This is a genomic window from Psychrosphaera sp. HA2-10 (genome assembly GCF_055693745.1).
This window is the reverse complement of the sequence record NZ_CM146341.1, coordinates 891,265-907,455: the sequence shown is the minus strand read 5'-3', so window position 1 is coordinate 907,455 and position 16,191 is coordinate 891,265. Positions and strand designations below refer to the sequence as shown.

Genomic DNA, 16,191 nt, shown 5'->3' with positions numbered 1-16,191 from the left:
CTTTACCTAAAAATCGACGTTGAATAATACATTAACTGATTATGACTTGCACCTAGTTTGCCTAAGTAATTTAAACAAAAAACCAGCCGAAGCTGGTTTTTTAATTAAACTAAATTTCTTACTAAACTGCGTTTGTTTATTGAGACGGTATTAAACGGTATTGAAACGAAATCGTCTCGCTACCTCAGCATCTCAAAATTACAGGTGCTTCTCTTGGGTACCTTCGTGAGTACCAACAACAGATAGTTCTTCATCAATTTTTGCCTCAACGTCTTCAGCCGGTTTGAAGTCTTCTGCACCGTGCATCCAGTCTACAAGCTTGTCGCTTAGTAACCATAAGCAAATACCGCCTAGGAACGCCATAACTGCAACGCCACCAAATGTAGATAGTGGACCTGCGTCACCAACTAACTGACCAATAGCGGCCGCCGCATAGTTACCTAAACCAGAGAACAAGAACCACATACCCATTAGTAATGAAGTATATTTAAGTGGTGCTAAACGAGAAACCATTGATAGACCAATTGGTGATAAACAAAGCTCACCCATTGTGTGGAAGATGTACGCCATCACTAACCAGATAACGTGCGCTTTCATGTTCGCATCGTCACCAATTTGAAGTGCAGCACCTACCATTGAAATAAAGCCTAAACCAAGGAAGAACATACCTAAGGCAAATTTCTTTGGTGAGTTTGGCTCAGCTGCGCCCATTTTTAACCAAATAGCGGCAAACATAGGGGCCATGATGATAATAAAGATTGGGTTTACTGACTGTAACCATGATGCTGGCATTTCCCAGCCAAAGAATACAAGGTCAGTTTTATATTTTGCGAATAAGTTCATTGAACCGGCCGCTTGTTCAAAACCAGCCCAGAAAATAATAGTGAAGAAAGACATGATAAGGATAACTTTAACACGGTCGCGCTCTTCAGGCGTTAGCGGCTTGTTTGCAACTGCAGCGTTGTCGCCTTTTGATTGTTTAGCTGAAGGCTCGACACCAACATCACCTAAGTATTTATTAGAAAGTGCAAGTTGTAGCAACACACCTAACAACATACCAATACCTGCCACTAAGAAGCCGTATTGATAGTCATACTTCTCGCCAACTGTACCTACAACAAAATAACCTAAGATAGAACCAGTATTAATACCCATGTAGAAGATAGTAAATGCTGCGTCACGACGTTTGTCGCCTTCGACGTATAAGTCGCCAACCATAGTAGAGATATTTGGTTTGAAGAAACCATTACCCACGATTAATAGGGCAAGACCTAACCAAAGGAAAGTTTGTTCCATGCCGGCAATATATTCGTGCGGTGTACCTAGCGCGAATTGGCCAAACATCATTACGACGCCACCAAAGATGATTGATTTACGCTGACCCCAAACATTGTCGGCCATCCAGCCACCAAGTACTGGTGTTACGTAAACTAACATTGCGTAGGTACCTAAAATACCAAGTGCTTTTTTCTGAAGCTCTGTTTGGTACAAGTCATCAGCGCCAGCTGCTGCTGCATCAATACCAAAGTAAGCCATGTCCCAACCCATTGCCGTCGCCGTAGCTAAGCTTGATAGATATAAAACAAAGATACCACGCATACCGTAGTAGCTCATGCGCTCCCACATTTCCGTTCCGAATAGCAGGAAGAGGCCCTTAGGATGGCCTAACATTTCTCCTGCTGAGGCAGATTTATTCATAATTTACCCTTTTATTTTTATTTTGTTTTTATAATATTTTTTATTTATTTTTATTATTAAAAAAATTGACCTCAAGATTTATACAGTCATCAATGACGGGTTGCAAGGCTATACCTGTACATTGCATAAATATGAAGCAAACTGTTTAGCGAATAGTCGGTTTTTACACCTAATTTGTTATTTATATCTGGTTTGTTATTTACATCTGGTTTGTTATTTATATAAAAAGCTTAATGAGATGCGCGGCCCACACTATACCGGCAATGATAAGTGATAATGTCACTGCGGCGCTGGCAAGATCTTTTGCTCGCCCTGACAATTCATGATGCTCTAGTCCGACTCGGTCAACCACAGCTTCAATGGCCGAATTAATAAGCTCAACAATCAGCACGAGTAACATCACGACAATAAGCGACACAAAGTCCATCATCGACTCTGTGATAAACCAGGCTATAGGCGCGAGCAGAATGAATAAAATGAATTCTTGGCGAAATGCGGCTTCATGTTTAAAAGCGGCTTTAAATCCTAAGATTGAGCATTTTGTTGCTTTTAAAATACGGCCAATACCGTTGCCATTTGGCTTTTCATTGTATTTTTGAGTCTGGTCTTGAGTCTGCTTTTCAAGCGGCGGTTGTTGATTTAAATTCATTGATTTGGTCTGCTAATTTTTAACGGCATGTTTTGACAGCTTCAGTTTAGATATAGCGCTTAATTATTACGACTCAAAATATCATACTTTCGTAATTGCGGTATTTGATTCTGTAGTCTTGCTTCCGTTTTATCGAGCGTTTCAAAACGTTCGCAAAAAGCGGCCGCTTTGCCGGCCAGTCGGTTGGCGTTGTAGGCTAATGTTCGCTCAACACTACTACTTAGCTTCTCTACACTTTCGTCAACGTCGAAACCTTGACCTTCTACAGAACCTTCACTTTGGCGATAAGCCTCGCCCATGGCTCCTAACATGACTCGCATTGAGTCGGTAACGACTCTGGAAATTTGTTCTGAAAGTTTGTCAGTAAAAAAGTCGTCGAGTTCATTTAAGCCTTGCGGAGCAATATAAAAATTATCACCACTGCGGGCGAATCGCTTTAATAAGCCGTATCTAAGTTCTAAAAAGTGATCTTCAATTTCTTGCGCCGCGTCGGTACCGGCAAAGTCTTTGATCACTTTATTTAATGCGTCAAAGCCAATGTCTAAACTGTCCATGGCGATGGTGACGATTTCTGGTAGTTCTTTTCGTAAACCTAAACTAAATTCACGCAATAAGTAGCGTTCTTGATCGGTAAGTGTGATGAGTTCGCCGCGAATAAATAACTCAGAGTCGTTGTTAATTTGCATTTGAGTGCGCCCCATTTCCATAATTCGGATGTGGTCTGGCGAGATCAACAATCCAAACTTTAGACGAATTGGGCACTCTTCCGCCGTAGCTTGCGATGTGAATACTAAGCTACATAGCGTAATCAGTGTTATTAAAATACTTTTGATAGGCAAAACTTCGACCACTTATAGGTTGCGACAATCAGGCGCAATTAAACACGATGTTAAGTGTGCGAGCAACCAGAGTTTAAATCCATGTTATTCAGCGTATCTGACCATGCGTACATAGAAATCGCTATTTTTGTCGTTGCTGTCGATTCGACCATTAAAAAAGCCTAATGCCCAAGCTTCGTCTTTTTTAGTGGCTGCTGTATTAGGTGTAGAGGACCAGTAATGCTGCGCGGGGGCGCCGTTAAATATGGTTAAGTTTGTTGCAGGATTGACACAGGCACGCTCCACAATCGAAGCTAATTCTTTGATATTCGGTACTCGCCAGTCGTCAAAGTTACCCGCTTGATAGGTAGATGAGGCTTGCAACGCTTCTTGCCAAGTCAGCCTTAGTGCCTCACCAGTACAAGTTTGAGATGTGCCATTCCATTGTTGCCCAACCACGCATCGCGCCCAGGCAAGACCTGTGGTGGAGTCAATAACCATTTCCTGGCTAATATCTTCGGTTATAAAGATGTCGGTTGGTAATGTCGCGTCTTTTCCTGGACAGTCTTGAGCCCAAGCATTTGATACCGACAAATTAAACACCGCTAACAAACCGGCTAGCGTAACAGAAAGTATTTTCTTCATGGATTTCTCACTAAACGTATATATGCGCCAGATGTGCCTTTAATTGCCGAATCGTCACCATTTCTAACGTCGATTACCCATTGCAATGTTTCATTGCCACCTTCGATATTTATTTCCGATACCCAATAAAATAAGTGATTGAGTACTGCAGGATCCGGTGAGTTTGGGAAAAAGTCAGTTGGGAATAAGTTCGCTTTATCAAGTTCACCATAATCAAGAATTTGCATTAATTCTAAGTAGGTAGGCAATCGCCAGTTAGCCCCGCCACAGAAGGTGTCATCATTCACTTCTTCAATAAAGGTTTCGCTACCGCAGCTTGATGGATGTGAACAAGATAGTTGGCCGGGCAATGTGTCGTCAATGCTGTAATAATTTTCTACGCCATGTAATTCGCTGTATTGCGGAGTCGCATTAGCAACTTTAACTTCCCATACTAATCCGGTGAAATTATCACGAATACAACTAAAAACGAGTGCATCATTTGGCAGTTCATCACCGTTTATATCAAATTTTGTAAAGTCGAAGGTTTTATCGCCAGCACCACTTTTGTCAATGGCATCTCTCACTGAGTCACGACCTGAGTCTGCATCTTGATTTGGGAAGTTTACGTTATCACAAGGCACAACGTCGGTTGCGCCATAACATTCAATGACTCCAGAGTCGTGCAAACTGCCTAAATTTAGCGGGTTTACTGTGATGTTAACGGTATCTGATTCGCTATTACTGGCATTATCAATAACCGTCACTTGAAAAGTGAGTAACTCTGTTGAGTCAACGTTTGGTGCAAAAAATTCGGCAATACACTGGTCGGCATTGGTCAAGGTTACGGTAATGCCCGTTAACTGCTCCCACTGGCAAGACAAAACATTATCTATTGAAACACTGTCGGAGGCATCTAGTGTGACTTTTGTGAATTCGTCAACAATTTGATCTTGGCCTGCAGTTGCTACTGTGCCTTCTGCGGCGGCAATTTGAATGTCTATCGTGTTGGTCGCTGTTAACCCAAAATTATCAGTCACTTGTAACTGAAAAGTGTAATTTGTTATTTGTGTTACATATGGCGCTTGAAAGGTGATCTCTCTTAAATTATTTGGTGAGAGTATTTGCAGCGCAGGATTACTATCCACTTGTGTCCATTGGTAGTAGCGAATTTCACCGTCAGGATCGATACTGTCTGCAGCCGATAACGAAATAACTTCAAAGGTTTCATAAGGTGCAACAGCATCGGTATTATTAGTAATGCGCGCAATCGGCTCTTCATTAACGTTAGTAACACTGATGTTTATTGAGTCATCGACTCGTTGGCCATCTGTTGTGGTGTAGGTTGCCTTAACCACTATCATGGTATCAACATTAACCGTTGGTGCCACCAAACTGACTTCTAGTGCTGGATCTATCGGAAAGTCGCTAATACTAGGCCCTTGAGTTTGAGTCCAAATTACGGAGCCATTTTCTGGATAAATTGATGCCGTTAAGGCAAAAGTTTGCCCTTCTAATACGGTAATGTCGTTACCTATATTAATGCTTGCCAAATTGTTACCAGACTGATCGGAAGATTCACTGCCAGAACAAGCGGTGAGTATTAAGGTAAATAACAATACAAATATTAAATAATGACTTCTCATTTAATTGGTTATCCAGTTTTAACGTTATTTAATGATTTTTGTTAGGCTAAATATTAACTGCCGGAGAAACAAAAATTCATCTCTGTTGCCAATACGAAGCAATAATTACGCCAGCGCCTATTAAGGCTAGTATAAAAAAAGGCCAGTTGAATAATCAAATGGCCTTTTCTGAAGTTCAGTCGAATATAAGTTTATTATTCTGCGCTGTCTTCTTCTGTTTTATATTTTGCTGCAGTTTCTTGAATTAATGGCTGTAGTTCACCTTTTTGGAACATTTCCATAATAATGTCACAACCACCAACTAATTCACCGTCTACCCATAACTGTGGGAATGTTGGCCATTCTGCATAACCTGGTAATTCAGCTCGAATATCTGGGTTTTGCAGAATATCAACATACGCAAACGGTTCGCCCACTTGCATTAATGCTTGAGAGGCTTGTGAAGAAAAACCGCATGATGGCAATTTAGGGCTACCTTTCATGTAGATCAAAATTGGGTTTTCTGCGATTTGTTTTTTAATTTTATCAATGGTTTCCATTGCAACCTCTTCTTTATGGTAAATTTTTACACGACGACTAGACTTATGTCTGATCTTAAAAATAAAATACGGCGTTTTATAACTTTAGACTTGAAAAACAAACTTTAAGTCATATTTATTGATAACGTTACAAAACTGATACTTGAGTAAATTAGTCAAGTTTTATAATCTTATCAGCAAACATAAACAAAGCCAACGGAGACAACCATTATGGCATTCGAATTACCAGCACTACCATATGCAAAAGATGCATTAGAACCACACATTTCAGCGGAAACGTTAGACTTTCACCACGGTAAGCACCACAACACTTACGTTGTAAAGTTAAACGGTCTAATCGGTGGTACTGAGTTTGAAGGTAAGTCATTAGAAGAAATCGTTAAGACTTCTGAAGGTGGTGTATTTAATAACGCGGCACAAATCTGGAACCACACTTTCTACTGGAATTCATTAAGCCCAAATGGCGGCGGCGCACCAACTGGCGCACTTGCTGACGCTATCTCTGCAAAATGGGGTTCGTTTGAAGACTTTAAAGCGGCGTTTAACGACAAAGCAGTAAATAACTTCGGCTCAAGCTGGACTTGGTTAGTTAAACTAGCTGACGGTTCTTTAGACATCGTTAACACGTCTAATGCTGGCACTCCAATTACTGAAGCAGGCGTTACTCCGCTAATGACTGTGGATCTTTGGGAACACGCTTACTACATCGATTACCGCAATGTTCGTCCTGAATACCTAAACGGTTTCTGGGCACTTGTGAACTGGGAATTTGCGAATAGCAACTTTGCTTAATTCGTAATTATTTGAAGACATTAGTCAGGATTGAGCATTTAGCCAGCTTGATTTTTAGTCATAAAATAAATAGTAAAGCGCTGAGTTTATTGTGAACTTAGCGTTTTTTTTTGCGTATAATACCCCTCATACAAATAAGTAGGGAAAGTAAATGAAAGAGTTATTACTCGCTTCGGGTAACCAAGGCAAAGTAAACGAATTACAGGAAATCTTGAGCCCTTTTGGTTTTAATGTTGTAGCGCAGAAACATTACAATGTTGACGAAGTGCCCGAAACAGGCACGACGTTTGTCGAGAACGCCATTATCAAAGCACGTCACGCATCTAAAGTGACAGGCTTACCATGCGTTGCCGACGACTCTGGTTTGGAAGTGGATGCGTTAAATGGCGCACCAGGCATTTATTCTTCTCGTTTTGCAGGCCCTGATGCTACAGATGGTACCAATATCGATAAACTGCTTTCGGTACTTGATGGTAAAACTGTCGCACAACGTAAAGCCCGTTTTGTTTGTGTTATCGTATTTATGCGTCACGCCGATGATCCTTGCCCTATTATTTGTGAAGGCTATTGGGATGGCGTTATTGCTGAAAAGCGCTCTGGTGAGAGTGGTTTTGGTTACGATCCGGTTTTTTATCAACCACAATTAGATAAAACCGCGGCACAATTATCACCTTCTGAAAAACATGCGCTGAGCCATAGAGGCCAAGCGTTAAAGCAACTTGTTGATAAATTTAAAGAGCTAGGAATATAAGTTGCCCTCAAATTCATCCAACCGTGTGTTAATAAACCAACTACCACCTCTTTCTCTTTATGTACACATCCCATGGTGTGTACAAAAGTGCCCTTACTGCGACTTCAATTCACACGCTTTAAAAGGTGGTATTCCTGAAACAGAATATGTTGCACACTTACTAGATGATCTCAGTGCTGATTTGCATTTTGTTCAAGGCCGGCAATTACAAACCATTTTCTTTGGTGGTGGTACGCCTAGTTTATTGTCAGAACAGGCGATGGCGACACTTTTAACCGGCATAGAACAGCGTATTCCTTTTTCTGAAAATATAGAAATAACGTTAGAAGCGAACCCTGGCACCTTGGAAACTAACAAGTTTGAAGGGTTTGCGAAGGCAGGTGTGAACCGTATTTCTATTGGTGTACAAAGTTTTGAATTAGAAAAGTTGGTTCAATTAGGGCGTATTCATAACAGCGAAGAGGCGTTAAAAGCCGCTGGTTTTGCTCATAGTTCGGTGTCTACTTTTAATTTAGACTTAATGCATGGCTTGCCAAATCAATCAGTTGAACAAGCGCTGGCCGACGTGAAACAAGCCATCGCCTTAGATCCTTTTCATATTTCTTGGTATCAATTGACGATTGAACCAAACACCCTATTTCACTCTAAACCGCCTGTACTGCCAGATGACGATGTACTTTGGGATATTCAGCAACAAGGGCATGAATTATTGAGCCAAGCAGGATATGAACAGTATGAGATATCGGCTTATTCAAAACCTGGCCATCGCTGCCAACACAATTTGAATTACTGGCAGTTTGGTGATTATTTAGGTATTGGCTGTGGCGCCCACGGCAAAATCACGGTTAAAACACCGGAACCGTCGTCTTCCGTCGAAGTTATTCGAACCGAAAAGATTAAGCATCCTAAAGGCTATATGGACTTAACAAAACCTTATGCATATAAGCAATGGACAGTTGAACCTGACGAATTACCATTTGAGTATTTCATGAATCGACTGCGCCTTAAGTCTATGTTTAATATGGAAGAGTTTGAGCAAAGGACGGGGTTGGCGAAAGAAAGTCAGTTAGCACCACTAACAAAAGCTTTAGAATTGGGGCTTTTAACTCAAATTGATGCTAATTCTTACAAAACCACCAGCAAGGGAATAAGATACTACAACAACTTAGTGGATCTTTTTTTGTAACTAAGTGGTGGTTTTTAACCTCAGTAAAATTAACATTTCAACTGTGACAACTTACGTCATAAAAAAAGCGACCTTTTGGTCGCTTTTTTGTTAAACGTAGAGCTACGCATCTTTGATGCAGTCTTAGCTTCGCATTAATGTTATTTCTTTTGCGAGGCGCGAGCCACTTCTTTTTGCTTACGCTTTTGTTCTTGGCGCGCAGCAATAACTTCTTTAGCTTCTGAGCCTATATGCTCTTCACCACGCGCTTTCGCCAATTCTATTTGCTTTTGACGCTCTGCAAAACGTGCACGCTGCTCGTCTGTTACTTTGTCAATACAATGCGGGCAAGACACGCCTTGTACGTAGTGCTCAGATTTCATTTCGTCTTCGGTAATTGGCATACGACAAGCGTGGCACTGATCATACTGACCTTTGTTTAGGTCATGATCCACGGCAACACGGTTATCAAAAACAAAACACTCACCTTCCCACATGGTTTCTTCTTTTGGCACTTCTTCTAAGTACTTCAGAATGCCGCCTTCTAGATGATAGACTTCTTCAAAACCTTGTTCTTTCATATAAGCTGTTGATTTCTCACAGCGAATACCGCCTGTACAAAACATAGCTACTTTTTTGTGTTTGGCCGGATCCATATTTTTAGCGACGTATTCAGGAAACTCACGGAAGGTTTCTGTTTTTGGATTTACTGCCCCTTCAAAGGTACCAATTTGAATTTCGTAGTCGTTACGAGTATCAACTAAAATCACTTCTGGATCTGAAATAAGTGCATTCCAGTCTTTTGGTTTCACATATGTACCAACGACTTCACGAGGGTCGATGCCTTCAACACCCATGGTCACAATTTCTTTTTTCAGTTTTACTTTAGAGCGATAAAATGGCATTTCTTCATCAAAGCTTTCTTTTGATGAGATATCAGCTAAACGTGGGTCTTGGCGCAACCAGTTTAATACGGTGTCGATACCTTCGCGACTACCAGCAACAGTGCCGTTAATGCCTTCCTCGGCTAATAACAAGGTGCCTTTAACGCCATTGTCTTCCATTACTGTTTGTAACGGCTCACGTAACTCTTGAAAATTTTCTAAGCGCACAAACTTATACATTGCGCACACTACAACTTGTGACATATTTTTTTCCTCTTTGCCGCCCGAATCGTAAATCCGGAGCATTGTGGGTAAATCAGGGTTGATTTAGCGAGCGCGCATTATACGGATTAAACTTTGAGCTGACAAACGACAGATAAAAAAAATCCAAACCGCTATAACACGATTTGGATTTTACTTGTTTCAGATCAATATTTGATGATGTCGATGTTTATGCGATATCGCCAATAATTGACCTTGCAGTTTTTTTCGTTATTTAGTCTAGCTTATCCGTGGCAATTTTGTAGCGCGGATCTTCATTAACATTAATTTCAACGAATTTTTGTGCTTTGTTAAGTAAGGTACGACACTCTGGACTGATATGACGAATATGTAATTTCTTACCTGCTTTCTGATACTTATCAGCAAGTCCGTCTAGTGCATCTATACCTGAACTGTCCCAAATACGAGAGTCTTTAAATTCAATAACAACATCTGAAGGATCAGTATCCACTTCAAATAAGTTGCGGAAGTATGAAACTGAGCCGAAGAATAATGGCCCATCCAACTCGTAAACTTTCCAACCTTCGTCATCAATATGAGTACGTGCACTAATATGTGAAGCGTGTTTCCACGCAAATACCAACGCCGAAACAATTACACCAACAATAACGGCAATTGCTAAATCAGCAATGACAGTCACACCAGTTACTAACAGCAGTACAAAAGCGTCTTCTTTGTTTGCTCCACGGAAAATGCGGAACGAAGCCCATTCAAAGGTACCTAAAACAACCATGAACATTACGCCAACTAGTGCCGCTAGAGGAATAAGTTCAATCCATGGCGCCAAGAATAGAATAAAGGCTAACAATACAACAGCAGCGGTAATACCAGATAAACGACCACGACCACCAGAATTAATGTTGATCATAGACTGTCCAATCATGGCACAACCACCCATTCCACCGAAGAAACCATTTACGCTGTTTGCAACGCCTTGGCCGATACACTCTTTGTTTGAACTACCACGAGTATCAGTAAGCTCGTCAATCAGCGTTAATGTTAGTAACGACTCAATCAGACCAACAAGACAAAGAATTATCGCCGTTGGTAAAATAATGTATAGCGTTTCAAGTGACAACAAGCCTGTTTCAGGCGTTGGAATAGCAAAACTTGGTAGTTCGCCCGCTAGCGTTGCCGTTGCTTTTTCAGCTTCTGGTAACATGTCGCGAACAAAGTCGATTACGGTACGTGCTTCTAAGTCCATACCATGCACTATGCCTGTTACTGCTAATATAGCGACAAGTGATGCTGGAACCGCGGTCGTAATTTTTGGTAGGAAATGAATAATTGCCATGGTTAAAGCGACGAGACCTAGCATGATATACATGGCTTGGCCTGTCATCCATTGAGCATTACCCAATGAATCTAAAATTTTAAATTGGCCCATTTGCGCTAGGAAAATAACAATCGCTAGTCCGTTAACAAAACCAAGCATTACTGGATATGGCACTAGTCTAATAAATTTACCGAGCTTAAATACCCCAGCGAGTATTTGCAGTATGCCCGCCAATATTACGGCTGCAAATAAATATTGAACACCATGTTGAGCAACTAGTGCGACCATAACGACTGCCATTGCGCCAGTTGCACCAGAAATCATTCCTGGACGTCCACCAATTGCAGAAGTGATTAGGCCCATCATAAATGCGGCGTATAAACCAACCATTGGGTCGACCCCTGCTACGAAAGCAAAGGCTACGGCTTCTGGAACCAGTGCAAGTGCAACGGTAATACCAGATAACACGTCATTTTTTACGTTTGAATCACTTTTCGTGATCAGGTTAAACATGACAACTCCGTTTTTGAGCGAATTTTAAGGCGCGAGAGTCTATCAAATTCAGCGTAACTGTTCATTAATTAAGTCAATTTATCTTAGTCTATTATTTAAAATTATGTTTTTCGCGGCAGCTTCTATACTTAGTCATAAATATTTAACTTTTAAGCTCGGTATTTCTTGCGTATTTTCAATAAATACATTATTTATCGCTTAATTGTTGAACGCCAAAATTGAACACGTCCGTTTAATTACGAACAACAATATTTTTAGTATTTTTACTGCGGAAAGCAAATGAACACTGAAACAACACCTTCATTACCCCAACTAGGTTGGCGCCCTTATTTCCAACAACAACTGTCATTAGAAGAATTTGATCAATTTCATATTGGTCGCGTTTCTGAACAGCATCGAAATAACAATGTTATTTTGACGGATAAAGGACAGCTTAGCTTAGTTTCAACTCCATCTGACGAACCCGTTGCGGTGGGTGATTGGGTACTTTATGACGACAACAATAGATTAGTTAGAGTTTTAGAACGACAGTCGCTATTCCAACGAAAGGCTGCGGGTACTCGTTCGCAAGCACAGCTTATTGCCGCTAACGTTGATAGAGTTTTTATTGTTAGTTCGTTAAATGAAGATTTTAATTTAAATCGAATTGAGAGATATCTAGCGATTGCCAAGGAAGCGGAAGTGGAGCCAATTATAGTGCTTACTAAAGCTGACCTGTGTGATGACATTGATACCCCAGTGGAACAAGTTCAAAAACTTAATCCTCTTATTATTGTTCACGCACTAAATTCATTAAATCCAGAAGACCTAACTCAACTCGAGCCTTATTGCCGTGTTGGTAAAACTTTGGCTTTATTAGGCTCATCGGGTGTTGGTAAATCTACCTTAATTAATGGCTTGATGGGAATTGATGTCCAGCAAACAGCAGAAATAAGAGAGTCTGACGGCAAAGGTCGCCATACAACCACAGCCCGTTCATTAAAGTGGTTGCCGGCCGGCGGTATCTTTATTGATACCCCTGGAATGCGTGAATTGCAATTAGTAGATTGTGAACAAGGCGTCAATGAAACCTTTAGTGAGATAGTGACCTTGGCCAGAAAATGCCGTTTTAATGACTGTTCTCATAATAAAGAGCCAGGCTGTGCCGTTCAAAAAGCGATTCTTGATGGTAATTTAGAACTTAGAAGGTTGCAGAGTTTCCAAAAACTGTTGCGGGAACAAGAGCTAAATAGCGATAGCGTTGCTGAACGTCGCTCAAAAGATAAAACTTTAGGTAAAATGATCCATCGTGTGCAGGCTGAATCTCGTCATATGAAACACAGAGAATTAGATGTGTAGCGGTTGAGTATTTGAGTATTTGAGTATTTGAGTATTTGAGTATTTGAGTATTTGAGTATAAAAAAAGTGGGTTGTTTGGCTTTACTAAACAACCCCACCTCCATAGCGAACATTGTTTCGGATTAAATCCTACGTAGTAAAGCCAACAACCAAAGTCGTGCGCTGTAAACTAAATCTGTTAACGAAGCTGCAGGATAGCCTGCGTAATCGTTGAGTTAACCTCAAGTGCTCTTGAGTTAGCCTGATAGTTTCTTTGAGCCGTAATCAAATCAACCAGCTCAGTAGTTAGGTTAGTATTTGACTGCTCTAACGTACCTGAACGAATTTGACCAAATGTACCTGAGTCAGCTTCACCCGCTAATGGCGAGCCAGACTCTTGGCTTTCTGTCCAAGATGTATTGCCTATTTGGGTAAGGCCTTGATCATTGGCGAAACGTACAAGAGAAATTTTTGTTACTGGAACCGAATCACCGTTTGAGTACTTAGCTTCAATCAAGCCATCTGTACCAATCGTCACGCCTGTTAATCGCCCTACCGTTTTACCATCTTGGCTCAATGCCGAAACTTCAAATGGCGCAGAGAACTGCTTTAGGTTGGTCATATTAATGTTAATACGCTGATCTGGATCGGCACCATTTGTAATTGCATTCGCACCGTCATATGGCGCTACAGGTGGCGGAGCAATAGTGGTTGCTGCTGTCGTTTCACCTAATCGCTCTGTTTGCGGGTAAGGGAAAGTAGAGTTGACTACCGCGCCTGCGCTATCAAATTGCAATAACATACCACGTTGACCTGTACGTGACTCAAACGTGACACCCGTCGCACCTAAAACGTTGTCGTTTTGTAAATCAACAGGAATAGTGTTGCCTTGTTCATCCGTAACCGTTGCGTACATAATCCAACTATTGGCATTATTTTGTTCAGCGGCTGGTACGGCACCTAGGCCACCAACAAAACCATCGGTCGCAGAGGTTGCATCAGCTGTTGCAGCTGCATCAACATTGGTTGGTGACGCGGCTTTAACATAATAAATTGACGCGATGCGGCTATTACCTAGCGAGTCATAAATGACCGTTGATGTTGATGATGTAAATGTATTTGTGTCATTTGGGTCAAATTGAGTTGGGTCAATTGGAAACTCGTTACTGTCTAAGTTAAAAGACATATCAATTTGACTAGTTTGTTGAGGTGCACCAGCAGTATCAGGTACTTCAATTGGATTAGTTGTACTCAAACTAACCGACTTTACTGAGCCATCATCGTTTACCGGAAAGCCCTGCAAAAAACTGCCGTTTGAGTCAACAATGTAATTCTCAGCATTTAGCTTAAAGGCACCAGAGCGAGTGTAAGTAATGTCTCGGCTTAACAAGTCATTAGTCATGGCAAAAAAGCCACCACCTGAGATTGCCATATCAAGTGAGTTTGATGTAAACAACAAGCTACCTTGAGAAAATTGCTGAGCAACATCATTAACCAAAACACCTTCACCGTTCGCTGTTTTAGCGTTAGTAAAAATGGATGAAGAATATACATCGGCAAATTCTGCGCGAGACTCTTTAAAACCGTACGTATTTACGTTGGCTATGTTGTTCGCGGTAACATCTAAATCTTTTTGCGCTGCTTTTAAACCACTAAGGGCGATATTAAAAGACATAGGATTCTCCTATTTTACTAATCTATTCACCAACTGCTAACACGTCAGCAAGTCGGATTGAGCCTAAACCTTGAATGTTTAATTCAAGACCTGTGCCATTCTGTCCTAAAGTTACAGAACTTACGTTGCCATAGCTTAATACCGCCATGCGTTCTGCTTCTGTTGCACCAGCTGGTAAGCCGGTTACATTAATTTCATAACGCCCTGGAGGCCATGCTTGACCATCAGGACCTTTGCCGTCCCAGGCAAAATCCATCATGCCGGCATTTTGATTGCCGTATGGAATGACCATAGTTGCGCCATTCTCGTGTTTAACTTCTACCAAGACATTTTGTGTCGCGCTTTGCAGCGGAATCTGGCCGCTTACACCAGAGCCGTCAGAGTATGCGACAGGACTTGCCGTTAGGATATTTCGACCAACTAAAGATGACGCCTCTAATGCTTGGTTTGAAGTCATTGATGCGGTTAACTGATTCATCTTGTCGCCAAGATCTGAAATGCCTTCCGCCATAGTAAACTGCGTCATTTGCGCAATCATGTCTTCATTCGTTGTTGGGTTCATTGGGTCTTGCATCGACAGCTGTGTCGTTAACAATTTAAAGAAATCTTCTTTACCTAACTCACCGTTCACTTTATTCGTGGTTACGCCATCTTCCTTCCAACGGAGGTTGTCAACGGCAGGATTTGAAATTGTATTATCAATCATTGGTTATTGTCCTATCGTTGACCCATTTGTAAGGTTTTGCTTAACATGGTTTTTGCAGCATCAGCGACTTGCACGTTAGTTTCGTACGAGCGTGATGCAGAGATCATGTTGGCCATTTCTTCTACTACGTTTACATTTGGTTTATAAACGTAACCATCTTTATCCGCTAAAGGATGATTAGGGCTGTACTCAATCTTTAGCGGCGCATCACTTTCTACGATACCTAATACATTTACCCCTGCCGACTGAGCATTTAGAGCTTTACTCATTTCTGCTTGAAATACTGGGTGGCGTGCACGATACGTTTCATCAACGCTACTCGATACACTATTTGCATTAGCTATGTTACTGGCAGTGGTATTCAAGCGAACAGACTGTGCGCTCATACCAGTGCCTGATACATTAAATACGTTATATAAACTCATAATTACTGCCCTCCACTTAACGCTTTATTAAGTGATTGAATTTTTCCATTTAGGAACCGCAAGCTCGTCTGGTATTCCATGGAGTTCTGCATAAATTGATTCCGTTCTACTTGCACATCAACGCTGTTACCGTCGCCAGTATCAGGTTGCATAGGATTACGAAACTTTGAACTGGAGTTAACATTTATTGACAGGTCGTAGTGCTTCTCGTGAGTTTTACTCATTGAGTAGCCAGAACGTTTTTGGGCATTAGCCAACGCATCGGCAAAGTCGATGTCTTTTGCTTTATAACCCGGAGTGTCAGCATTGGCGATATTACTCGCGAGCACTTCAGCTCGTTCTGAACGAACTAATAGCGCGTGTTGATGTATACCAAATGCTTTATCTAGACTGATTGCCATAAGTGCTCCACCAGTGGAATTTCTATATGA

Annotated in this window: 16 protein-coding genes; 4 read left to right on the top strand and 12 right to left on the bottom strand. The window is 41.2% G+C overall.

The window, feature by feature from the left end; genetic code table 11:
* Positions 1-198: 198 nt before the first annotated feature.
* From ACZ1GV_RS04210 to ACZ1GV_RS04185, 6 genes are all read right to left on the bottom strand, one after another.
* Positions 199-1,698 carry a peptide MFS transporter gene (locus ACZ1GV_RS04210; protein ID WP_472675371.1) on the bottom strand — a complete coding sequence of 500 codons (1,500 nt, stop codon included), beginning with the start codon at positions 1,696-1,698 and terminating at the stop codon, positions 199-201.
* Between the two features lie 217 nt (positions 1,699-1,915).
* Positions 1,916-2,347, bottom strand: a complete 432-nt coding sequence (locus tag ACZ1GV_RS04205) for a diacylglycerol kinase (protein ID WP_472675370.1) — start codon at positions 2,345-2,347, stop codon at positions 1,916-1,918.
* A 59-nt stretch (positions 2,348-2,406) separates the two neighbouring features.
* Positions 2,407-3,186 carry a DUF2884 family protein gene (locus tag ACZ1GV_RS04200; protein ID WP_472675369.1) on the bottom strand — a complete coding sequence of 260 codons (780 nt, stop codon included), beginning with the start codon at positions 3,184-3,186 and terminating at the stop codon, positions 2,407-2,409.
* An 84-nt stretch (positions 3,187-3,270) separates the two neighbouring features.
* Positions 3,271-3,810: an Lcl C-terminal domain-containing protein gene (locus ACZ1GV_RS04195; protein WP_472675368.1), complete on the bottom strand. Its 540-nt coding sequence runs from the start codon at positions 3,808-3,810 to the stop codon at positions 3,271-3,273.
* Complete coding sequence (locus tag ACZ1GV_RS04190) at positions 3,807-5,435, bottom strand: Lcl C-terminal domain-containing protein (protein WP_472675367.1); 1,629 nt, start codon at positions 5,433-5,435, stop codon at positions 3,807-3,809. Before ACZ1GV_RS04190 ends, ACZ1GV_RS04195 begins: the two co-directional genes overlap by 4 nt.
* Before the next feature lie 194 nt (positions 5,436-5,629).
* Entirely contained in the window at positions 5,630-5,974 is a 345-nt protein-coding gene (locus tag ACZ1GV_RS04185; RefSeq protein WP_210559850.1) for a Grx4 family monothiol glutaredoxin, read from the bottom strand.
* A 210-nt stretch (positions 5,975-6,184) separates the two neighbouring features.
* Between ACZ1GV_RS04185 and ACZ1GV_RS04180 the strand changes: the two genes are divergently transcribed.
* From ACZ1GV_RS04180 to hemW, 3 genes are all read left to right on the top strand, one after another.
* A complete protein-coding gene (locus ACZ1GV_RS04180; RefSeq protein WP_472675366.1) occupies positions 6,185-6,766 on the top strand; it encodes a Fe-Mn family superoxide dismutase in 582 nt (193 codons plus the stop codon).
* Between the two features lie 151 nt (positions 6,767-6,917).
* On the top strand, positions 6,918-7,517 hold the full coding sequence (locus ACZ1GV_RS04175; protein ID WP_472675365.1) for an XTP/dITP diphosphatase: 600 nt from the start codon (positions 6,918-6,920) through the stop codon (positions 7,515-7,517).
* A gap of 1 nt (position 7,518) precedes the next feature.
* Positions 7,519-8,703, top strand: a complete 1,185-nt coding sequence (hemW, locus tag ACZ1GV_RS04170) for a radical SAM family heme chaperone HemW (protein ID WP_472675364.1) — start codon at positions 7,519-7,521, stop codon at positions 8,701-8,703.
* 140 nt (positions 8,704-8,843) lie between these two features.
* Here the strand turns inward: hemW and trhO are convergent, their stop codons facing one another.
* Together trhO and ACZ1GV_RS04160 are read right to left on the bottom strand one after the other, a co-directional pair.
* A complete protein-coding gene (gene trhO / locus ACZ1GV_RS04165) occupies positions 8,844-9,830 on the bottom strand; it encodes an oxygen-dependent tRNA uridine(34) hydroxylase TrhO (protein WP_472675363.1) in 987 nt (328 codons plus the stop codon).
* Positions 9,831-10,062: 232 nt separating this feature from the next.
* On the bottom strand, positions 10,063-11,637 hold the full coding sequence (locus tag ACZ1GV_RS04160) for a SulP family inorganic anion transporter (protein WP_472675362.1): 1,575 nt from the start codon (positions 11,635-11,637) through the stop codon (positions 10,063-10,065).
* 279 nt (positions 11,638-11,916) lie between these two features.
* Here ACZ1GV_RS04160 and rsgA point away from each other — a divergent pair, with 279 nt between their 5' ends.
* Positions 11,917-12,975 carry a ribosome small subunit-dependent GTPase A gene (gene rsgA, locus ACZ1GV_RS04155; protein WP_210559855.1) on the top strand — a complete coding sequence of 353 codons (1,059 nt, stop codon included), beginning with the start codon at positions 11,917-11,919 and terminating at the stop codon, positions 12,973-12,975.
* 178 nt (positions 12,976-13,153) lie between these two features.
* Here rsgA and flgE read toward each other — a convergent pair whose 3' ends face one another.
* From flgE to flgB, 4 genes are read right to left on the bottom strand one after another with little or no spacing between them, the layout of a single operon-like run.
* Positions 13,154-14,629 (bottom strand): flagellar hook protein FlgE, encoded by a 1,476-nt coding sequence (flgE, locus tag ACZ1GV_RS04150; RefSeq protein ID WP_472675361.1) that lies wholly within the window; start codon positions 14,627-14,629, stop codon positions 13,154-13,156.
* 22 nt (positions 14,630-14,651) lie between these two features.
* Positions 14,652-15,335, bottom strand: coding sequence for a flagellar hook assembly protein FlgD (locus tag ACZ1GV_RS04145; protein ID WP_210559857.1), 684 nt, complete (start codon positions 15,333-15,335; stop codon positions 14,652-14,654).
* Positions 15,336-15,346: 11 nt separating this feature from the next.
* The gene (gene flgC, locus ACZ1GV_RS04140; RefSeq protein ID WP_210559858.1) at positions 15,347-15,760 is read right to left on the bottom strand and encodes a flagellar basal body rod protein FlgC; all 414 of its coding nucleotides are present in this window, start codon (positions 15,758-15,760) and stop codon (positions 15,347-15,349) included.
* Between the two features lie 2 nt (positions 15,761-15,762).
* Complete coding sequence (gene flgB, locus ACZ1GV_RS04135) at positions 15,763-16,161, bottom strand: flagellar basal body rod protein FlgB (RefSeq protein ID WP_472675360.1); 399 nt, start codon at positions 16,159-16,161, stop codon at positions 15,763-15,765.
* Positions 16,162-16,191 lie beyond the last annotated feature (30 nt).

What these genes read in the sequence shown, in the direction of transcription:
- ACZ1GV_RS04210 (WP_472675371.1), bottom strand. Translation starts at nt 1,698, where the DNA reads ATGAATAAATCTGCCTCAGCAGGAGAAATGTTAGGCCATCCTAAGGGC.
- ACZ1GV_RS04205 (WP_472675370.1), bottom strand. Translation starts at nt 2,347, where the DNA reads ATGAATTTAAATCAACAACCGCCGCTTGAAAAGCAGACTCAAGACCAG.
- ACZ1GV_RS04195 (WP_472675368.1), bottom strand. Translation starts at nt 3,810, where the DNA reads ATGAAGAAAATACTTTCTGTTACGCTAGCCGGTTTGTTAGCGGTGTTT.
- ACZ1GV_RS04190 (WP_472675367.1), bottom strand. Translation starts at nt 5,435, where the DNA reads ATGAGAAGTCATTATTTAATATTTGTATTGTTATTTACCTTAATACTC.
- ACZ1GV_RS04185 (WP_210559850.1), bottom strand. Translation starts at nt 5,974, where the DNA reads ATGGAAACCATTGATAAAATTAAAAAACAAATCGCAGAAAACCCAATT.
- ACZ1GV_RS04180 (WP_472675366.1), top strand. Translation starts at nt 6,185, where the DNA reads ATGGCATTCGAATTACCAGCACTACCATATGCAAAAGATGCATTAGAA.
- ACZ1GV_RS04175 (WP_472675365.1), top strand. Translation starts at nt 6,918, where the DNA reads ATGAAAGAGTTATTACTCGCTTCGGGTAACCAAGGCAAAGTAAACGAA.
- trhO (WP_472675363.1), bottom strand. Translation starts at nt 9,830, where the DNA reads ATGTCACAAGTTGTAGTGTGCGCAATGTATAAGTTTGTGCGCTTAGAA.
- ACZ1GV_RS04160 (WP_472675362.1), bottom strand. Translation starts at nt 11,637, where the DNA reads ATGTTTAACCTGATCACGAAAAGTGATTCAAACGTAAAAAATGACGTG.
- rsgA (WP_210559855.1), top strand. Translation starts at nt 11,917, where the DNA reads ATGAACACTGAAACAACACCTTCATTACCCCAACTAGGTTGGCGCCCT.
- flgE (WP_472675361.1), bottom strand. Translation starts at nt 14,629, where the DNA reads ATGTCTTTTAATATCGCCCTTAGTGGTTTAAAAGCAGCGCAAAAAGAT.
- ACZ1GV_RS04145 (WP_210559857.1), bottom strand. Translation starts at nt 15,335, where the DNA reads ATGATTGATAATACAATTTCAAATCCTGCCGTTGACAACCTCCGTTGG.
- flgC (WP_210559858.1), bottom strand. Translation starts at nt 15,760, where the DNA reads ATGAGTTTATATAACGTATTTAATGTATCAGGCACTGGTATGAGCGCA.
- flgB (WP_472675360.1), bottom strand. Translation starts at nt 16,161, where the DNA reads ATGGCAATCAGTCTAGATAAAGCATTTGGTATACATCAACACGCGCTA.